The sequence below is a fragment of the Faunimonas sp. B44 genome (assembly GCF_052655945.1).
In genome coordinates, this window is record NZ_JBQYEX010000023.1 from 1 (window position 1) to 17,508 (window position 17,508).

At 70.6% G+C, this 17,508-nt stretch carries 22 protein-coding genes and 1 tRNA gene; 12 read left to right on the forward strand and 11 right to left on the reverse strand.

What is annotated here, in order from left to right:
• Nucleotides 1-233: 233 nt before the first annotated feature.
• Nucleotides 234-318: transfer RNA gene (locus ACUN0C_RS19165), tRNA-Leu, on the forward strand.
• Between the two features lie 68 nt (nt 319-386).
• Here the strand turns inward: ACUN0C_RS19165 and ACUN0C_RS19170 are convergent.
• The 3 genes from ACUN0C_RS19170 to ACUN0C_RS19180 form a co-directional block, all read right to left on the reverse strand.
• Nucleotides 387-1,859 carry a PRC-barrel domain-containing protein gene (locus ACUN0C_RS19170; protein WP_445468015.1) on the reverse strand — a complete coding sequence of 491 codons (1,473 nt, stop codon included), beginning with the start codon at nt 1,857-1,859 and terminating at the stop codon, nt 387-389.
• Nucleotides 1,860-1,975: 116 nt separating this feature from the next.
• On the reverse strand, nt 1,976-3,112 hold the full coding sequence (locus tag ACUN0C_RS19175; protein ID WP_445468016.1) for an FAD-dependent monooxygenase: 1,137 nt from the start codon (nt 3,110-3,112) through the stop codon (nt 1,976-1,978).
• A 16-nt stretch (nt 3,113-3,128) separates the two neighbouring features.
• Nucleotides 3,129-3,368: a zinc-finger domain-containing protein gene (locus ACUN0C_RS19180; RefSeq protein WP_445468017.1), complete on the reverse strand. Its 240-nt coding sequence runs from the start codon at nt 3,366-3,368 to the stop codon at nt 3,129-3,131.
• 137 nt (nt 3,369-3,505) lie between these two features.
• On the opposite strand from ACUN0C_RS19180, the gene ACUN0C_RS19185 reads away from it, so the two are divergent.
• From ACUN0C_RS19185 to ACUN0C_RS19200, 4 genes are all read left to right on the forward strand, one after another.
• A complete protein-coding gene (locus ACUN0C_RS19185; RefSeq protein WP_445468018.1) occupies nt 3,506-4,264 on the forward strand; it encodes an alpha/beta fold hydrolase in 759 nt (252 codons plus the stop codon).
• 122 nt (nt 4,265-4,386) lie between these two features.
• Nucleotides 4,387-5,220, forward strand: a complete 834-nt coding sequence (gene cysE, locus ACUN0C_RS19190; RefSeq protein WP_445468019.1) for a serine O-acetyltransferase — start codon at nt 4,387-4,389, stop codon at nt 5,218-5,220.
• A 72-nt stretch (nt 5,221-5,292) separates the two neighbouring features.
• Nucleotides 5,293-5,505: a DUF3126 family protein gene (locus tag ACUN0C_RS19195; protein WP_445468020.1), complete on the forward strand. Its 213-nt coding sequence runs from the start codon at nt 5,293-5,295 to the stop codon at nt 5,503-5,505.
• A 97-nt stretch (nt 5,506-5,602) separates the two neighbouring features.
• A complete protein-coding gene (locus ACUN0C_RS19200; protein ID WP_445468021.1) occupies nt 5,603-5,914 on the forward strand; it encodes a DUF6949 family protein in 312 nt (103 codons plus the stop codon).
• Nucleotides 5,915-5,922: 8 nt separating this feature from the next.
• Here ACUN0C_RS19200 and ACUN0C_RS19205 read toward each other — a convergent pair whose 3' ends face one another.
• Both ACUN0C_RS19205 and ACUN0C_RS19210 read right to left on the reverse strand, forming a co-directional pair.
• On the reverse strand, nt 5,923-6,540 hold the full coding sequence (locus tag ACUN0C_RS19205; RefSeq protein ID WP_445468022.1) for a transglutaminase-like cysteine peptidase: 618 nt from the start codon (nt 6,538-6,540) through the stop codon (nt 5,923-5,925).
• Between the two features lie 166 nt (nt 6,541-6,706).
• Entirely contained in the window at nt 6,707-7,330 is a 624-nt protein-coding gene (locus ACUN0C_RS19210) for a PilZ domain-containing protein (protein ID WP_445468023.1), read from the reverse strand.
• A 1,207-nt stretch (nt 7,331-8,537) separates the two neighbouring features.
• Here ACUN0C_RS19210 and ACUN0C_RS19215 point away from each other — a divergent pair.
• Together ACUN0C_RS19215 and ACUN0C_RS19220 are read left to right on the forward strand one after the other, a co-directional pair.
• Nucleotides 8,538-9,245, forward strand: coding sequence for a rhomboid family intramembrane serine protease (locus ACUN0C_RS19215; RefSeq protein WP_445468024.1), 708 nt, complete (start codon nt 8,538-8,540; stop codon nt 9,243-9,245).
• A gap of 66 nt (nt 9,246-9,311) precedes the next feature.
• The gene (locus ACUN0C_RS19220) at nt 9,312-9,740 is read left to right on the forward strand and encodes a CBS domain-containing protein (RefSeq protein ID WP_445468025.1); all 429 of its coding nucleotides are present in this window, start codon (nt 9,312-9,314) and stop codon (nt 9,738-9,740) included.
• Between the two features lie 27 nt (nt 9,741-9,767).
• Here ACUN0C_RS19220 and hisI read toward each other — a convergent pair whose 3' ends face one another.
• Complete coding sequence (gene hisI / locus ACUN0C_RS19225; RefSeq protein ID WP_445468026.1) at nt 9,768-10,172, reverse strand: phosphoribosyl-AMP cyclohydrolase; 405 nt, start codon at nt 10,170-10,172, stop codon at nt 9,768-9,770.
• A gap of 10 nt (nt 10,173-10,182) precedes the next feature.
• Nucleotides 10,183-10,809 (reverse strand): GTP cyclohydrolase I FolE, encoded by a 627-nt coding sequence (folE, locus tag ACUN0C_RS19230; protein ID WP_445468027.1) that lies wholly within the window; start codon nt 10,807-10,809, stop codon nt 10,183-10,185.
• 114 nt (nt 10,810-10,923) lie between these two features.
• On the opposite strand from folE, the gene ACUN0C_RS19235 reads away from it, so the two are divergent.
• Nucleotides 10,924-11,367 (forward strand): iron-sulfur cluster assembly scaffold protein, encoded by a 444-nt coding sequence (locus ACUN0C_RS19235; RefSeq protein ID WP_445468028.1) that lies wholly within the window; start codon nt 10,924-10,926, stop codon nt 11,365-11,367.
• Here the strand turns inward: ACUN0C_RS19235 and ACUN0C_RS19240 are convergent.
• Nucleotides 11,364-11,933, reverse strand: coding sequence for an HD domain-containing protein (locus ACUN0C_RS19240; RefSeq protein ID WP_445468029.1), 570 nt, complete (start codon nt 11,931-11,933; stop codon nt 11,364-11,366). The two genes, ACUN0C_RS19235 and ACUN0C_RS19240, sit on opposite strands and share 4 nt — an antisense overlap.
• 29 nt (nt 11,934-11,962) lie before the next feature.
• Here ACUN0C_RS19240 and yidD point away from each other — a divergent pair, with 29 nt between their 5' ends.
• The gene (gene yidD, locus ACUN0C_RS19245) at nt 11,963-12,265 is read left to right on the forward strand and encodes a membrane protein insertion efficiency factor YidD (RefSeq protein ID WP_445468030.1); all 303 of its coding nucleotides are present in this window, start codon (nt 11,963-11,965) and stop codon (nt 12,263-12,265) included.
• Here the strand turns inward: yidD and ACUN0C_RS19250 are convergent.
• Both ACUN0C_RS19250 and ACUN0C_RS19255 read right to left on the reverse strand, forming a co-directional pair.
• Nucleotides 12,262-12,909 carry an outer membrane protein gene (locus ACUN0C_RS19250; RefSeq protein WP_445468031.1) on the reverse strand — a complete coding sequence of 216 codons (648 nt, stop codon included), beginning with the start codon at nt 12,907-12,909 and terminating at the stop codon, nt 12,262-12,264. The genes yidD and ACUN0C_RS19250 overlap by 4 nt on opposite strands.
• 150 nt (nt 12,910-13,059) lie before the next feature.
• A complete protein-coding gene (locus ACUN0C_RS19255) occupies nt 13,060-13,257 on the reverse strand; it encodes a hypothetical protein (protein ID WP_445468032.1) in 198 nt (65 codons plus the stop codon).
• Between ACUN0C_RS19255 and thrS the strand changes: the two genes are divergently transcribed.
• Nucleotides 13,250-15,187: a threonine--tRNA ligase gene (gene thrS, locus ACUN0C_RS19260; protein ID WP_445468033.1), complete on the forward strand. Its 1,938-nt coding sequence runs from the start codon at nt 13,250-13,252 to the stop codon at nt 15,185-15,187. The genes ACUN0C_RS19255 and thrS overlap by 8 nt on opposite strands.
• Nucleotides 15,188-15,208: 21 nt before the next feature.
• Here thrS and ACUN0C_RS19265 read toward each other — a convergent pair whose 3' ends face one another.
• Nucleotides 15,209-16,180 carry a hypothetical protein gene (locus ACUN0C_RS19265; RefSeq protein ID WP_445468034.1) on the reverse strand — a complete coding sequence of 324 codons (972 nt, stop codon included), beginning with the start codon at nt 16,178-16,180 and terminating at the stop codon, nt 15,209-15,211.
• A gap of 66 nt (nt 16,181-16,246) precedes the next feature.
• Here ACUN0C_RS19265 and ACUN0C_RS19270 point away from each other — a divergent pair, with 66 nt between their 5' ends.
• Both ACUN0C_RS19270 and ACUN0C_RS19275 read left to right on the forward strand, forming a co-directional pair.
• Nucleotides 16,247-16,837 (forward strand): nitroreductase family protein, encoded by a 591-nt coding sequence (locus ACUN0C_RS19270; RefSeq protein WP_445468035.1) that lies wholly within the window; start codon nt 16,247-16,249, stop codon nt 16,835-16,837.
• Nucleotides 16,837-17,439, forward strand: a complete 603-nt coding sequence (locus tag ACUN0C_RS19275; protein ID WP_445468036.1) for a flavin reductase family protein — start codon at nt 16,837-16,839, stop codon at nt 17,437-17,439. Before ACUN0C_RS19270 ends, ACUN0C_RS19275 begins: the two co-directional genes overlap by 1 nt.
• Nucleotides 17,440-17,508 lie beyond the last annotated feature (69 nt).

Consider the following 17,508-nt stretch of genomic DNA (forward strand, 5'->3'; position numbering starts at 1 on the left):
GCGGCCGCTCGGCGCCTCCCCGTCACCCTGTCGTCATGCCCGGGCTTGACCCGGGCATCCAGTGCGGCCGTGCCGCGGGGGTGGCGCTCGTGGATCGCCGGATCAAGTCCGGCGATGACGACAGAGAGAGGGGCGAGGGCGGTGCTTGTCCGCCGGCGTGCCGGGACCGGCCCCGGCCGGCGCCGATTGTGCGCGCCCCGCCGCCCGCCTAGAAGGGCGGGGGGAAACCCTCTGCGGGCGTGGCGGAACCGGTAGACGCACCGGACTTAAAATCCGGAGCCGCAAGGCGTGCGGGTTCGACTCCCGCCGCCCGCACCATGATGGACGACGACCCGCCGGGGACGCCGGCGGGTCGGGTGAGTGGGGCTCGCGCGTTGCGCGGCGCGTCAGCGGGCCTGCTGGTAGGCCGGCGCCTCCTTCAGCTGCGCCTCGGTCGCGTTCATCGTCACGCGGAGCGCGCCGTCCTCGGCCTTGCGGACGCTGAGCGTGTCGTAGGCGACCGCCACCGGCTTCTCGCCCATGCCGAGGAACCCGCCGACATCGACGACCACGGCCTGGATGTCGCCCTGCGGCGTGAAGACGATGTCCTCCACCTCGCCGATGTCCTCGTCGTCGATGCCCGTGATCTTCGTGCCGAGAAGCTCGTCGGCGCTCACCGTCTGCGCTGCGAAGGCCGGCGCATCCGCCCCGTCGCCGGCCATGGCCCGCGCGTTCCCGGCGGCGGTCGCGTCGGCCGAAGGGGCGTCGGCGGCAGGGGCGCTCGCAGGGGCGTTCGCGGGGGCGTCGGCGCCGGCCGGCTGGTTCGCCGCCGCCGGGCGGCCGGCGGCATCGGGCGTTGCGCCGGCCGCGTCCGCATCCGCCGCTTCGCGCTCGGCCTCGTAGGCCGGGGCCTGCTCGAGCTGCTCGCGCGCCATCGCGACCGCGAGGCGCGGTTCGTCGCCCTCCGCCTCGAAGCGGATCTGGTCGAACGGGACGGCGATCCGTTTCTCGCCGGCCCCGAGGAAACCGCCGACGTCTACGATCGCGGCGCGCGTTCCCCCGTCCGCCTGGAGCACGATGTCGGACACTTCGCCGATGCTCTCGTCGCCCTCGCCGTAGACCTCCCTGCCGATGATGGTGCTGGCGCGGAGCTGGCCCTCGTTCTCCCAGTTCACGAAGCTGGTCGCGGGGGCCTCCTGCGCACCGGGAGCGGCGTCGCCCGCCGGCTGCCGCCCGCCTGCGCCGGCATCGGGCCGGTCGGCGGCCGCCTGAGAAGCGTCGCGGGCCTGCTCCTGCGCGTCCGGCCGCGCCGGGGCGGCCGTCCGGGCGTCGCCGGCTGGCGCCGCTTGCGCGTCGCGCGCCCTCGGATCGTAGGCGCGGCGGTCGAAGCGCTCGGCGCTCTCCAGCTCGTCGCGCGTCGACGCATAGACGAGGCGCATCTCGCCGTCGCGCTCGACGACCGCGACTTCGTCGATCGGCACCGCGACGTCCTTCTCCCCGATGCCGAGGAAGCCGCCGACGCCGATCACCGCCTGCGTGACCTTGCCGTCCTCGTCGAGCACGAGATCGTTCACGTCGCCGATTCGGTCGGAATCGGGATCCTGGCCGGAATAGACCGCCTGCCCGATGATCCGCGAGGCGAGGTTCGGATGGTCGGCGAAGAACCCTTGCGTCTGCGTTGCGCCCGCGGCCGGGCGTTCCGCCGCGCCTTCGGCCGAGGTTCCGGCGCCTGCCGGAGCCTGGGCCGGGTTTGCCGCCGCCGGCTGTTCGGTCCCGGCCGGCGCGGTCGCCGAACCCTGGCCCTGCGCCGCGGCGGCGCTGAACCCGCCGGCCGCCAGCAATGCGGCAAGCGCGCTGCTCGCCATCAGTTTGCGGATCATCGGTCGTCTCCCTCTGTGCATCTCGGATGCTCCGGGCGAGGCGCGTGGCTTCGCCGGGGCTCCATCGCCCGGAACGTGCCGGTCAATGCGGCGGGAGGTACTCCGTTCCGGACCAGCTAAGTGTTTGTCGGACGTCGGGAATAGAGCCAGTCGAGGCGGGCGAGGTGAAGCCGCCCGGGGAGCGCCGCGATGGCGAGGTTGCGCGCCAGCGCAGCCGCCCCGCCGAGCCGGTAGAGCGCGAGATTGCGGCGCGCCTCGCGGCAGATCCGCTCCACGCGCGGCCGGCGCGCGCGCTCCCACGCCGTCAGCGCCGCGGCCGGGTCGCTCCTCGCAGCGGCGAGCGCGCAGGCCAGCTCCCAGCCGTCCTCGATCGCCTGCGCGCCGCCCTGCGCGGCGGTCGGCGGCATGGCGTGGGCGGCGTCGCCGATCAGCACCGCCCGCCCGCGCGTCCAGCCCCGCGCCTCGTTGACGCGCAGCAGCGGCCACACCAGCCAGTCGGGGATTGCGGCGAGGAGATCGCGGAGCGGCGCCGCGGCTCCGGCGGGCGGCGGCCGCTCGCCCGCTTGCTCGGCGCCGGCGATCGCCACCACGTTGAGCTCCTCGCCGCCCCGAACCGGATAGTGCACGACGTGCAGGCCGGCGGCGAGCCAGAGCCCCGTTGCCGTCATTGCGATCGCCTTCGGGACGTCGCGGCGCGGCAGGGTGGCCCGCCATGCGACCGCGCCGGTGGCGAGCGCGCCGGAATGCCCGAAATGCTCGGTCCGCGCCGCGGAATGGACGCCGTCGGCGCAGATCAGGAGGTCGGCCTCGCGCCGCTCGCCGCCTGCAAGGAACCCGATCCCGCCGTCCCCGCCGGCGGAGACTTCGGAGAGGGGCGTTCCGGTCCACAGTGAAACGAGCGGGCCGCCGTCCGCATGCGCGAGCAGGATCTCGTGCAGGTCGCCGCGGTGGATGACGAGGTAGGGCGCGCCGAAGCGCTCGCAGGCGGTGCGCCCGAGCGGGATCCGCGCCAGAAGCCGGCCGCCGCTATCGCGGATCTCGATCGCCTCGGGCGCGCTCGCGCGCTCCAGCACCGGCCGCTCCAGCCCGAGCGCGCGAAGCACATGCACCGCGTTCGGCGACAGCTGGATGCCGGCGCCGACTTCGCGCGCGTGCGCTGCGCGTTCGTAGACCGTGCTTTCGAGGCCGTGCCGGGCAAGAGCGAGCGCCGCCGTGAGGCCGGCGATGCCGCCGCCGGCAATGGCGGTCCGCACGCCGCGCGCCCGGCGGCTAGCCGGACGCGTAGAGGCAGTCGGCCGGCCGGGCCTCGTCCGCGTGCAGCACCGGGTCGTACCGGTAATGCGTGGAGCAATAGGGGCAGATCGCCTCGCTCTCGTCGCCCATGTCGAGGAACACGTGCGGGTGGTCGAAGGGCGGCAGCGCGCCGATGCACATGAACTCGCGCGCCCCGATCGAGACCGACGGGACGCCCACGGTGTTGTGGAAATGGGGAATGATCTTGTCGGCCATGCGCGCAATATCTCGTTCGAAGCAGGGACGGAGCGGGCGGACAATAGCACCACGCCCCGGCGAGACCAGTCACCCTTCGGGGCTTGATGACGCAGCGCGGTGGTGTATGCCGTCGGCGGCCGAGACACCGAGGCGTTATGGCACTGCAGGCATTCGATTCCGACGGCGTGACGATCGCATATCTGGACGAGGGCACCGGCGGTCCGGTGCTGCTGATCCACGGCTTCGCGTCCGACCACAAGGTGAACTGGGCCGCGACCTCCTGGGTCCGCGACCTCGTGCAGGAAGGCTTCCGCGTCGTCGCGATCGACAATCGCGGCCATGGCGAGAGCGGCAAGCCGCACGATCCGGACGCCTACGGCACACCGGCCATGGCGGAGGACGCGCGCCGGCTGCTCGACCATCTCGGCATCGCCCGCGCCCATGTCGTCGGCTATTCCATGGGCGCGCGCATCGCCGCCTTCCTGGCGCTCGCCCATCCCGACCGGGTCCGGGCGGTCGTCCTGAGCGGGCTCGGCGAGGGGCTCGTGAAGGGGGTCGGCGCGCCGGGGCCCATCGCCGCCGCGCTCCGGGCGCCGTCCGCGGCCGATGTCGATGATCAGACGGCCCGCGGCTTCCGCCTCTTCGCGGACCAGACCGGCGCCGATCGCGAGGCGCTCGCCGCCTGCATCACCGCGTCGCGCCAGACGCTCACGCCGGAGGAGCTCGGCCGCATCGGCCGCCCGGTTCTCGTCGCCGTCGGCACCGAGGACGACATCGCCGGCGACCCGCATGCGCTCGCCGCGCTCATTCCGGGCGCTGCGGCCTTCGCCATTCCCGGGCGCGACCACATGAAGGCGGTCGGCGACCGCGCCCACAAGCGCGCCGTGATCGACTTCCTGAAGGCCAATCCCTGACGCGCGATCTCCGGGCAGGGGAGGGGCCGGCCGCGCTCCCTGCGCGCGCCGCCCTTGGCACATGGCCGGCCTGTGATACATATCCGCCTGAGCCGCGCGCGCGTCAGCCGCAGGAGGTGCTCATGAACCCCACCCTCCCGAATGCCGCCTCGCTGGAGGCGGTCGATCCGCTCTGGCACGCCCTGCGCCAGGAGGCGGAGGACGTCGCCGCCCGCGACCCGTCGATGGCGGCCTTCGTCCATGACAGCATCCTCAGCCACGGCTGCCTGGAACACGCGATCAGCCATCGCATCGCCGGCCGCCTGAACCATCCGATGTTCGACGGCGGCGTCATCCGGCGCGCCTTCGAGACGATGTACCAGGCGGAACCGGGCAATGCGGTCGCCCTTCGCGTCGATCTCGCCGCCGTCTACGACCGCGATCCGGCCTGCAAGCGGTTCATCGAGCCTGCGCTCTATTTCAAGGGCTTCCACGCGATCCAGACGCAGCGGCTGAGCAACTGGCTCTACCGCGCCGGCCGGGAGGATTTCGCGCTCTACCTGCAGAGCCGCGCTTCCGAGGTGTTCCAGGTCGACATCCACCCGGCCGTCCCGATGGGCCGCGGCATCTTCATCGACCACGCCACCGGCGTGGTGGTCGGCAGCACCGCCGTCATCGAGGACGACGTCTCCATCCTGCAGAACGTGACCCTCGGCGGCACCGGCAAGGAGAGCGGCGACCGGCATCCCAAGATCCGCCGCGGCGTCCTGATCGGCGCCGGCGCCAAGATCCTCGGCAACATCGAGATCGGCGCCTGCTCGCGCGTGGCCGCCGGGTCCGTCGTCCTGGCCGCTGTCCCGCCCAGCACCACGGTCGCCGGCGTGCCCGCCAAGGTCGTCGGGCGGGCCGGCTGCGCGCAGCCGGCGCGCAGCATGGATCACATTCTGGCGAGCGCCCTCGGCCAAGAAGAAGGCTGACGCTCGCGCCTGTTCACGCCTTCCGCGTCGCCAGATGGGCTGCCGCGCGACTAATCACACCGAGGAGATCCAGTGAAGAAAGAAGAGCTCGCCAAGATCGAGAAGTATTTCCGCCGCTTGTTTCAGAACGATACCATCCAGATCAAGACGCGCCCGCGGAAGGACGATTCGGCAGAGGTGTTCGTCGGGGAGGAATTCGTCGGCCTGCTGTACCGCGACGACGAGGACGACGACCTCTCTTACAACTTCTCGATGGCGATCCTCGATTACGACCTGAAGGACTGAGGCCGCGCCGCTTGGCGCGGACCGCCCGCTCTTGCCGGATCGCTGAGTCGGCTATAATGTCGCTCCAAGTTAACGAAAAGTTAACACGGGGCGGGCGATGTCGGAGTTCGCGATTTTCGGCTTCTGCGCAGCGATGGGGTTCGCGCTCGCCGGCGTCGTCGCCACCTTCTACCAGCTCGTGACGTCCGAGGTCGCGTCGTTCCGCGTCGGCAGGACCACCTTCATCGGCAATGCGATGGCCGTCATCCTCAGCATGTTCGGCGGGCCGTTCATCGTCGCGCGCACGGTCGTTGCCGGCTTCAGGGCGCGCGAGCTGCCCGGCCTCCTGCTCCTGATCGGCCTCGCGATCTCAGCGATCTGGAGCACCTGTGCCGGCATCTTCGTGGTGAGCCTGCTCGTTCACGCCTGACCCGCCGGTCACGGGATGGTCGACCGGGGCGTGGCGGTGAGCGGAGCCGACCAGCGCGGATCGCCGACCGACACCCAGGCGTTCGGGTCGATCGCGGATTGCCGCTTCACGTAACGGTACGGCGTCTCGAACCAGGGCTTGATCTGATCGACCTTGTTGTCGAGCACGAGATCGCCGGCGCTCGTGCGCGCGATGAGGACGGCGTGGCCGCTGCCGACCTCGTCGAACACCACCGTGATCAGGAGCGAACCCGAGGGCCAGCCGCGGTCGATGAGTTCCTTGCGCTTGAGCAGGACGTAGTCCTCGCAGTCGCCCTGGTTCTGCGGCAACGTCCAGAACTCCTCGACCTGATAGAGTTCCTGGTCGGTGACCGGCATGATCGTGCGGTTGACGCGGTCGTTCACGGCGACCAGCTCCTGCCACCTTCTCGTGGTGAGGGGGACGTCGACCGGCTTGCCGTAGGCCAGGCACTGCGCCGGGTGCATCCGGCAGAATGCGGAATAGCCGACCGGTGCCGTGGCGCGGCCGGTGACCGCCATCTCCTTCGGCATCGCTGCCGCCGTCCCCGTCAGGATGCCGGCCGCCAGAGCGGTCGAGCAAGCCAGCCTGATAACGCCCCCGAACATTCTCGCCTCCTTTTATTACAAAGGAGACTACCAGCCCCGGATTTCGGGCGGCCTAAGCGGGAAGGAAGATTCTGCCGATCGGCAGCAAAGGTTTGTTGACGGCGTCGGTAAAGCTTTCGGAGACGTCCGTTACCCGGTTGGAGAGCTTTGTTACCAGAAGAAGAATCTAAAAGAAGTCTTTCTCGATCGTCTGCTCGATGGCGCTCTCGGACATGGCGCGCATGAATTCGACGGCGATTCCGTCCTCGAAATGGCGCACGACGCGTCCGCCGAGACGGCCGAGCCGGAGGCGGGATCCGAGCGCCGGGCGGAGATCGGTGGCGAGCGCTGCTCCGGAAAGGGACATGTCGATCACACGGACGGGCACCTTCGAGCCGTCGGGGAGCTCGATCATGCAGTCGGTCCGGCGCGGAATGCGCCGGAGGTGACGCCGGTCCTCGGCCAGATTGAGCACGTGCCGGTTGGCGAGCCAAGTCAGAATGTCGGCGAGCTTGTCGCGCTTCCTCGGCGAGGCGTTGATCGTCATTGCGAAGCCGCCGTCGATGAGGCGCACGATCACGCCCTCCAGCCGGCCGATCTGGTCGATATAAGCCACCACCCGCTCGCCCACCGCGCCGCAGAACGGGCTCCTGAACGCCGCGCCGCCGGGCGAGATGTCGATGAGCTGGCAGGGGCATTCCCGGCCGTCCATGAACATGCAGCGGCCGAGCAGCGCAATCTTGACGCGCTGGTGCATCCGGCGGTCGCCGTCCGGCTCGACATCCATCTGCCGCGCTTCAATCGCCGACATCTCACACCTTCTGCGATGTATTGGCCCGCACTTCGCAACGGGAAATCTATTCGCGCCGCGTTAACAGCCGGTAAGTGCGTCGGCGTTTCGTTTACCAAAGTTCGGCGGCGAAGTCGTGCGACTCCGCCGTCGGAGGTGAGCCGGCGGCCCGGCGGGGCGCGGTCTGCCGCGCCGGGCACGGGCGGATCCGGCTTCGTCCTGTCCCGTTTCCGGATTCTGCCGGATGCGTGCCGAGGCGGGCCCACTACCGAAGGTGGCGGCATCCGACGGTGAGCCGGCGGGGGCGGTGCTCCGTGCTCAGCCCGGCGATGACGACGGGCGGTGGGGCTGCCCGGTGGGGCTGCCTGGTGGGGCTGCCCCTGGCGCGCCGCCTCCACTGTCGTCATGCCCGGGCTTGACCCGGGCATCCAGGGCGGCCGTGCCGCAGGGGCTGCCTGGATCGCCGGATCAAGTCCGGCGATGACGACAGAGAATGGGGCGGGGGCGACGCTCCGCGGTCGGGCCGGCGATGACGACGGGCGGTGGGGCTGCCTGGTGGGGCTGCCCCTGGCGCGCCGCCTCCACTGTCGTCATGCACGCTCCACTGTGGCCATGCCGGCTTCCACTGTCGTCATGCCCGGGCTTGACCCGGGCATCCATGGCGGCCGTGCCGCGGGGGCTGCCTGGATCGCCGGTTCAAGTCCGGCGATGACGACAGAGAATGGGGCGGGGGCGACGCTCCGCGGTCGGGCCGGCGATGCCGACGGGCGGCGGGACTGCCTGGTGGGGCTGCCCCTGGCGCGCCGCCTCCACTGTCGTCATGCCCGGGCTTGACCCGGGCATCCAGCGGGCGCCGATGCCGCTCGCAGTGGATCGCCGGATCAAGTCCGGCGATGACGACAGAGAACGGGGCGGGGACGGTGCTCCGCGGTCAGGCCCGCGATGACGACAGAGAACGGGGAGAGCTCTGCTCCGCCCTCGGGCCGGGGATGGCGGCATCCGGCAGGGAGCCGGCGGGGTGCGGAATCCGGTAAGGTTGACGGGCGGTAAGTGTTGCAGCCGTTCCGTCGTTCCGCTTGGTATCTGAGGCCAAGTTGAAGAAACTCGTCCGGGAATTGCCGGGACAGGTGAGGGACGGGGAGCGTCGAGAGCCGCCGGCGGGAGCCGGCGGCCTTTCTCGTTTCATCTTCGGCTTGCTCCGGCCGGCCTGCGCGGGCACACAGGCCGCATGTCCGGACGAGAGCCCATCCTCAACCTTCCGCGCTCGCTCCTGCTGCTCTGCGGCGCCATGATCCTCGTTCATGTCGCCCGGCAGCTGGTCGGGCCCGACACCGATATCTGGATCATCGCGGAGTTCGCATTCGTGCCGGCCCGCTATTCGGCGCCATCCGAATGGCCGGGGGGCGTCCCGGCGCTGTTCTGGAGCCCGCTCACCTACGCGTTCCTTCACGGCGACAGCATCCACCTGCTCGTGAACCTGTTCTGGGCGGCGAGCTTCGGGACGCCGGTCGCGCGCCGGTTCGGAACGGCTCGCTTTCTGCTCCTCGCGGCAGTATCCGCCGTTGCCGGCTCGGTCGCCCACTACCTCGTCTATCCGGGCGATGCCGTGCCGATGATCGGCGCCTCGGCGGCCGTGTCGGGAATGACGGCGGCGACGGCGCGCTTCGCCTTCGAGCCGGGCGCCCCCCTCGGCGGGGGCGGGGCGAGGCCGTCGGCCTATTTCGTTCCCGCCCCGCCGCTCCTGGCGCTCCTCGCCAATGCCAGGGCGGCATTCTTCGTGCTCGTCTGGTTCGGCGTGAACCTTCTCTTCGGCGTGCAGTCGTCGCTCATTCCGGGGGTGGAGGGCGCCATCGCCTGGCAGGCGCATATCGGCGGCTTCGTCGCCGGGCTGGCGCTTTTCCCGCTGCTCGACCCGGTTCGTCGCCTGCCCGGGTAGAACGCCTGCGACAAACTGCTACACTCCCCCTCCGGTGAGCCTGAGCGGAAGAAGCAGGAGGTGCAAATGATCGTGTCCCAGATCCTCAAGGAGAAGGGCGGCGAGGTCGTGACCGCCCGTCCGGACATGACCTTGCTGGACGTGGCACGCCTCTTGCGGGAGAAGAACATCGGCGCCGTCCTGATCATGCAGGGCAAGGGCATCCGCGGCATCCTCTCGGAGCGCGACATCGTTCGCGCGCTCGCGGCCCACGGCGAGGAGGGGCTCCGGAAGACGGCGCAGGCCTGCATGACCGAGAACGTGGTCACGTGCCGCCCGGGCGACGGCATCGATCACCTGATGCAGGTCATGACGAGCGGGCGGTTCCGGCACATGCCGGTGCTGGAGGACGGCCGGCTCGTCGGCCTGATCTCGATCGGCGACGTCGTGAAGCGGCGGATCGAGGAGATCGAGCGGGAATCGGAGCAGATCCGCGAGTACATCGCCACCGCCTGAAGGCGCCGGCACGCGGCGCAGCCGGGCTCAGTCCTCGAACAGGAGGGTCCGGTCGAGCGGCCCGGGCCCGAGCGGCACCGTCCGGTAGAAGCAGGTCGGCCGGCCGGTGTGGCAGGTGTCCTCCGGCCGGGCGATCTCGACCGTCAGCACGAGCGCATCCTGGTCGCAGTCCGTCCGGACCTCGACCACCGTCTGAAGCGCGCCCGAGGTTTCGCCCTTCTTCCAGAGCGCCTGCCGCGACCGGCTCCAGTAATGGGCGAAGCCCGTCTCGAGCGTCGCCGCCAGCGCCTGTTCGTTCATCCAGGCCATCATCACGACTGCTCCGCTCGCGCGCTCGACGACGATCGCGGGCAGGAGCCCGTTCGCGTCGAAGCGGGGCCGGAAGCGCGTGGTCTCCTCGATCGTCTCGGCGTCGCGTGCGGGCGAGCTCATCGGTCGGGCGTCAGCGGAAAGTCGGCCGGACGAGGTTCAGGAACTTCTCGCGTTCCGCGGCATCCTCGCGGAACACGCCGGTGAAGCGGGAGGTCATGGTGGACGCGCCGGCCTTCTGCACGCCCCGGATCGACATGCAGAGGTGCTCCGCCTCGATCATGACGGCGACGCCGCGCGAGCCGAGATAGGCTTCCAGCGCGTCGGCGATCTGGGCCGTCAGCGTCTCCTGCGTCTGCAGGCGCCGGGCATAGATGTCGACGAGCCGCGCCAGCTTGGACAGCCCCACCACGCCGTCGATCGGGTAGTACGCGATGTGCGCCGTGCCCATGAACGGCACCATGTGGTGCTCGCAATGCGACGTGAACGGGATGTCGCGGACGAGCACCATGTCCTGGTACCCTCCGACATCGGCGAAGGTGCGCGCGAGCACCTCCTGCGGGTCGTGGCCGTAGCCGGAATAGAGTTCCTCGAAGGCGCGCGCGACCCGTCGCGGCGTATCGAGCAGGCCCTCGCGGCGGGGATCGTCGCCGGCCCAGGCGATCAGCGTGCGGACCGCGGCTTCGGCTTCCTCGCGCGAGGGGCGGGGGGCGGCCTGCGCACCCCGTTCCGCCGACAGCGTGTTGATGACGGTACCCATTCCGAACTCCTTCGGCCGCGACTGAAACCCGCCGGTAGCACCGCCGGCCCCGCTGACATTATATAAGCGCGGCGCCCGAACACCCAACACGGGACCGCCGCCGGAGCCTCTGCCATGCTCGACGACATCTACAACACGAAGATCCTCGAGCTCGCCGGCAACATACCCCGGATCGGGAGGCTCGCCCATCCGGACGGCAGCGCCCGGGCCCATTCGCGCCTGTGCGGCTCGACCGTCACCGTCGACGTGAAGCTCGAGGACGGCCGCGTCTCCGATTTCGCGCACGAGGTGAAGGCCTGCGCCCTCGGCCAGGCCTCGTCCTCCGTGATGGCGCGCAACGTCATCGGTGCCACCCTCGAGGAACTGCGGGAGGTCCGCGCCGCCATGATCCGGATGCTCAAGGAGGGCGGCCCGCCGCCGTCCGGCCGCTTCGAGGATCTGAAATACCTGGAGCCGGTGCGCGACTACAAGGCTCGGCACGCCTCCACGCTCCTCACCTTTGACGCCGTCGTCGAAGCGGTCGAGCAGGCCGAGAGGAAGCGGCGATCGGCAGCCTAGGCGGACGCGCGCCGGCGCGCATCGGCGACCGCGCCGTCGAATTCGGCCTCCAGCGCCGGCGCGATGCCGCGGCAGCCGGCGTCCACCACCGCGACGCCCCAGTCGACATAGGCGCGCCGCTTCTCCGGCGGCCAGTCCGCCGGCGGATCGTCCGCCATCTCGCGCAAATTGCTGGTCTTGTCGGCGAGCTTGATCAGCCGCGCCGCACGGCTCATCTGGGCGACATGGTCCACCTGCCTTTGCTTCCTCTCGTCGTCCGGCAGGCCGGGCGGGTCGGTCAGCTCCGCAACCAGCGCCGCCACGTCCGGGCCGAACAGGCCGGCAATTTCCGCCTCCGTGGCGTGGCCGTCCTCCACGACGTCGTGCAGGTAGGCGGCCTGCAGCAGCGCGAGCCCGGAGGCCCCGGTGGCGGCGATCGCATCGCCGCCGGCCTTCGCGACGGAGCCGGCGACCTCGGCGAGATGCGTGAAATAGGGCAGGCCGCGGCCGCCCTTGCGGGACTGCATCCCGTGCCGCTGCGCGGCGAAGCCGACGGCCATCGTCAGTGCGGCGAGCGGATCGGTCATGGGCGCCCCCGTTCCGGAGTGCACGGATAATGTCCCTCTCGCCCCTCGGTTTCCCGGCGCTCGCGGCGCGCGGCCTGATCCGCCTCTACCGCCTGACGCTGTCGTCGGTCGCCGGGCGCACCTGCCGCCATCTCCCGACCTGCTCGGAATATACCGAAGACGCGATCGCCCGGCATGGGCTCTGGGCGGGCGGCTGGATGGGGCTCGCGCGGCTCTCCCGCTGCCGGCCGCTCGGCTCGCACGGCTTCGACCCGGTGCCGGCCGCGCTGCCGGAGCGCGCGCGCTGGTACCTGCCGTGGCGGTACGGCAGCTGGCGGGGCGGCGAGCGCTAGAAGCCGTAGAGCAGGCCGAGGCGGAGCGCGTGCGAGGACACTTCGGTCTTGATCAGCGGAATGCCGGCGCCGAAGGTCGAGTTCTCGCGCCCGTAATAGCTGTAGGCGTATTCGAGGCGCGCGCGCACGTTCGCGGAGAAATGGTACTCGAGGCCGACGGCCGCCTGGCCGCCCACGATCCACATCGACTGGCTGCGGCCGACGTCGTTCGTCAGCTTCCAGTCGGCCGCGGCGAAGCCGCCGGCGATGTAGGCCGCGACCTCGGGGCTCATCATCGCGCCGATGCGGGCGCGGACGGTGCCCTCGAACGGCAGCTCGCCCTTCATCGTGTTGCCGAGATTGCCGTCGAGCCAGCCATAGGCGGCCGTGCCTTCCGCGCCGACGAACCAGCCGCTGGCAAAGACGTAGTCGCAGCCGACCGTGCCGCCGATGCGGCCGCCGAACATGTCGTAGTCGCCGAACACGTTGTTGAAGTAGGCTTCGGGGTGGCTGACGATGCCTTCGCCGAAGGCGCCGACATAGCAGGCGAGCCGGTCGGCGGCGGCGACCATGTCCGGCTGGCCGTAGAAGTCCGCGGCCGCGGCCGTGCCTCCCAGAAGGGCCAGGCTGCTGGCGGCGAGGAGCAGGCGACGGAGCCTCTTCATGCGTATTCCCCCGAAACACCGGCGACCCCGGCCGGTCTGCGGGCCGGCGGCGAAGCGGCGACCCCGAAAGCTGGCCCGAAGGCCGGACAGAGTGATAGCCGGCCGGCGCGCCGGCGCAAATACATTCCTCGTCCTCCCCCTGCGGCCAATTCAGCGCCGCGCCGCTTGTTGCAGCCGGGTGACACAAAGCTGCCGCGATCGGAGGGCCGGGCTCACCGCTTCGTTGTTTCCCCGGCGGCCATACTGTAACCAGTGCGCGGCCGCGCGGGCGAAGCCGCCGAACGCTTGCAGCCGCGCGGCCGCCATCCTAACTCGCGCCTGACACCCGCCGGAGCCGATCTTGGTCACAATCACCTTTCCCGATGGCGCGCAGCGCGAGTTCGATTCGGGGGTCTCGGGCGCGGACATCGCCGGCGGCATCTCCAGGTCGCTCGCCAAGAAGGCGGTCGCGGTCAAGATCGACGGCGCGCTCGCCGATCTCTCCGACCCGATTCGCCGCGACGCGCGCATCGAGATCGTCACCCGCGACGACAAGGACGCGCTGGAGCTCATCCGGCACGATTGCGCCCATGTGCTCGCCGAGGCGGTGCAGGAGCTCTTCCCGGGCACCCAGGTCACCATCGGGCCGGTGATCGAGAACGGCTTCTACTACGATTTCTTCCGCAACGAGCCGTTCTCCACCGACGATTTCGCGGCGATCGAGGCGAAGATGCGCGAGATCGTCGCCCGCGACGCCCCCTTCACCAGGGAGGTGTGGGACCGCGAGCGCGCCAAGGCCGTGTTCGAGGACAAGGGCGAGCGCTTCAAGGTGCAGCTCGTCGACGCCATCCCCGAGGGCGACGACGTCAAGATCTACCGCCAGGGCGAATGGTTCGACCTCTGCCGCGGGCCGCACATGCCGTCGACCGGCCGGGTCGGCGACGCCTTCAAGCTGATGAAGCTCGCCGGCGCCTATTGGCGCGGCGATTCGCGCGGGCCGCAGCTCCAGCGCATCTACGGGACCGCCTGGCGCGACCGCAAGGAGCTCGACGCCTACCTCACCATGCTGGAGGAGGCGGAGCGGCGCGACCATCGCCGGCTCGGGCGCGAGATGGACCTCTTCCACCTGCAGGAAGAGGCGCCCGGCATGGTGTTCTGGCACCCCAAGGGCTGGGCGATCTGGCGGGCCGTCGAGGCCTATATGCGCCGGCGGCTCGACGCGGCCGGGTACCAGGAGGTGAAGACCCCGCAGCTCATCGACCGGAAGCTCTGGGAGGCGTCCGGCCATTGGGAGAAGTTCCGCGAGGCGATGTTCATCGCCGAGGTCGAGGAAGAGGGGCGCGAGGACAAGGCGGTCGCGGCGCTGAAGCCGATGAACTGCCCGGGCCACGTCCAGATCTTCAACCAGGGGATCAAGTCCTACCGCGATTTGCCGCTGCGGCTCGCCGAGTTCGGCTCGTGCCATCGCTACGAGCCGTCGGGCGCCCTGCACGGCATCATGCGCGTGCGCGGCTTCACCCAGGACGACGCGCACATCTTCTGCCGCGAGGACCAGATCACCGCGGAGACGGTCGCCTTCTGCGCGCTGCTGTCCTCGGTCTACGCCGATCTCGGCTTCACGAAGTTCCGGATCAAGTTCTCCGACCGGCCCGAGAAGCGCGCCGGCTCCGACGAGGTGTGGGACCAGGCGGAAGCCGCGCTGATGGAAGCGACCCGGGCCGCCGGCTACGAGGTCGAGCTCAACCCGGGCGAGGGGGCCTTCTACGGCCCGAAGCTCGAATTCGTGCTGACCGACGCGATCGGGCGCGACTGGCAGTGCGGCACCCTGCAGGTCGATTTCGTCCTGCCCGAGCGGCTCGACGCGGCCTATGTCGCCGAGGATGGCCAGAAGCACCGGCCGGTCATGCTGCACCGGGCGATCCTCGGGTCGTTCGAGCGCTTCATCGGGATCATGGTCGAGGATTCGGCCGGACGGCTGCCGCTCTGGCTCGCGCCGGTCCAGGTCGTCGTCGCGACCATCACCTCCGACGCGGATCCCTACGCGCGCGAGATTCTCGGCCGCCTCACCGCCGCGGGGCTGCGGGCGGAGGCCGACCTCCGCAACGAGAAGATCAACTACAAGGTTCGCGAGCACTCGGTGGCGAAGGTGCCCGTCATGCTGGTCGTCGGGCGGCGCGAGGCGGAGGAGCGGACGGTCTCGATCCGGCGCCTCGGCTCTAAGGATCAGGCGAGCGCCGCTTTGGACGACGCGGTCGCCGCGCTCGTCGGCGAGGCGTTGCCGCCGGACATGAAGGAATAGGCGCGCCGGCCCGCGGGCGGCTCAGTCGATTGCGACGATGTCGATGAGGCGGACCTCGACGTCCCGGTCGACCCCGGCGTCGATGCGGAACTCGCGGCTGTACATCCGGCCCTTGTGACGCGCGACCGCGGTGTATTCCCCTTCCGCGAGGATGATCTGCGGAAACGCGCCGACGCTCTCCTGGAGCGTGTCGCCGTCCTTGGTGAGGACCGCCCAGCCGGTGTTGGCGAGCGCCTCGCCGCCTTCCTCCGCCACCAGCTTGAGCGTCGCCTGTGCGCCGGCATGGCGGATCATCATGTCGGTGAGCTTGCCGGCCGCGACTTCGATGTCGGCCCGGACGACGGCGTTCACCTGGCCGTAGCGGCTGACCACGTGGTAGGTGCCGGCCTGCAGGCGCAGCACCCTGTCCGGCTTCGCGTTCGGCACGATGAGAACCCGCTCGCCCTGCTCGTCGTCGCGGGAGATCTCGAAGGTCAGCCGCTCCGGCGCGATTCGGCGGTCGTCCCCCGTGACCGCGCTGAGGCGGAGGCCGCCGGCGTCGAGGATCATCGTCTCCAGCATCGGCTCCTTGCCGACCGTCACGCGCTTCGTTGCGCCGGCGCGGCCGAAACCTGCGTGGACGAGGTAGGCGCCGGGCTCGAGCTGGATCGAGGTGGTGCCGCCGCGGGCGGTCGCGACCAGCGGCAGTTCTCCATCGCTGCCGGGGCGCTCGCCGAACACGCGCCAGATGACGCCTTCGGCGATCGGCGGCCCGGACTCGGTCGCGCGCGCCTCGAGCAGGAGTTCGGTCCCGAGCGCGTCGGTGGGATCGTGGGCGCTGGCGGGGGGCGCATAAGGCACCGGCGCGAGGCCCGGTGCCGGAGCGGGCAGGGTGAACCCCTCCGGATTTCCGAGGAACGGGAGGGGGTCTTTCGTGAAGCTGTCCTGCGCCCACGCCGGCCCGGCTGATCCGACGGCGATCATGAGGACGGTGAGGATGGCCAGGGGACGCATGACGTTCGCTTTTTTGCTGTGCCGTGGTAATCCGCCCAGCGTGGCGAATTCAAGACTGGAGTGCAGATGTCGGCGGTGAACGCGGAACTAGCCGGCTATCTCGGGTCGCGCCGGACCATCCCGGCGCCGCAGCTCGGGGAGCCGGGTCCCGACGCCGAAGCGCTCCGGGGAATCCTCGCCATCGCCGCGCGCGTGCCCGATCACGGCAAGCTGGTGCCGTGGCGTTTCATCGTGTTCGACAGGTCGAGCCGCAGCCGGCTGGTCGGAGAGCTGCAGGCGATCGCCGGGCGCTTTCCCGATCCCCGCGAGGCGGCGGCACGGGTCGAGAAGGCGAAGACCTTCGGCGCGGCCCCCGTCGTCGTGGCGGTCGTGTCCCGGGCGGGCGAGCATCCGAAGATCCCGGTCTGGGAGCAGCAATTGTCGGCGGGCGCGGTCTGCCTGAACCTCGTCCACGCCGCGCATGCCTACGGCTTTTCCGGCCAATGGCTCTCCGGCTGGTACGCCTACGATCCCGATGCGGCCCGGCTCTTCGGCCTCGGCGAAGGTGAGCGGATCGCGGGCTTCATTCACATCGGCACGCCGACCGTGCCGCCGTCGGAGCGCGATCGGCCCGACCTCGATGCGATCACCACCCATTGGGGCGCAGAGACCGCCTGATGTTCTACGAGCCGCGCAAGCGCGACCACGGCCTCCCGCACGACCCGTTCAAGGCCATCGTCGCGCCGCGGCCGATCGGCTGGATCTCCACCGTCGATGCGGAAGGCCGTCCGAACCTCGCCCCCTACAGCTTCTTCAATGCCGTCGCCAGCCGCCCGCCGGTCGTCATGTTCTCCTCGGAGAGCCGCAAGGACAGCCTCCGCAATGTCGAGGCGAGCGGCGAGTTCGTCTGCAATCTCGCGACCTGGGACCTGCGGGAGGCGATGAACGAGACGTCGGCTCCCCTGCCGGGCGGAGAGAGCGAGTTCGCGCGGGCCGGGCTCGCGACGGAGGCGAGCCGGCTCGTCCGGCCGCCGCGCGTGGCCGGCATCGCCGCCGCCCTGGAGTGCCGGCTGCTCAGGACGGTCGCGCTGTCGGACGTCGAGGGCAGGCCGATGGAGGCGACGGTGGTGTTCGGGGAAGTCGTCGGCATCCACATCGACGACCGTTTCATCCGGGACGGCCGCTTCGATGCCGCCGCCGCGCGGGCGATCGCGCGCTGCGGATACATGGACTACGCCGTCGTCGACAGCCTCTTCGCAATGACGCGCCCGACCGCCTAGCCCGTCCGCCTCCTCGTGACGCCCGGCCAAGCCTCCGACAAGGCAGCGGTCCCGGATCTTCTCGCCGGA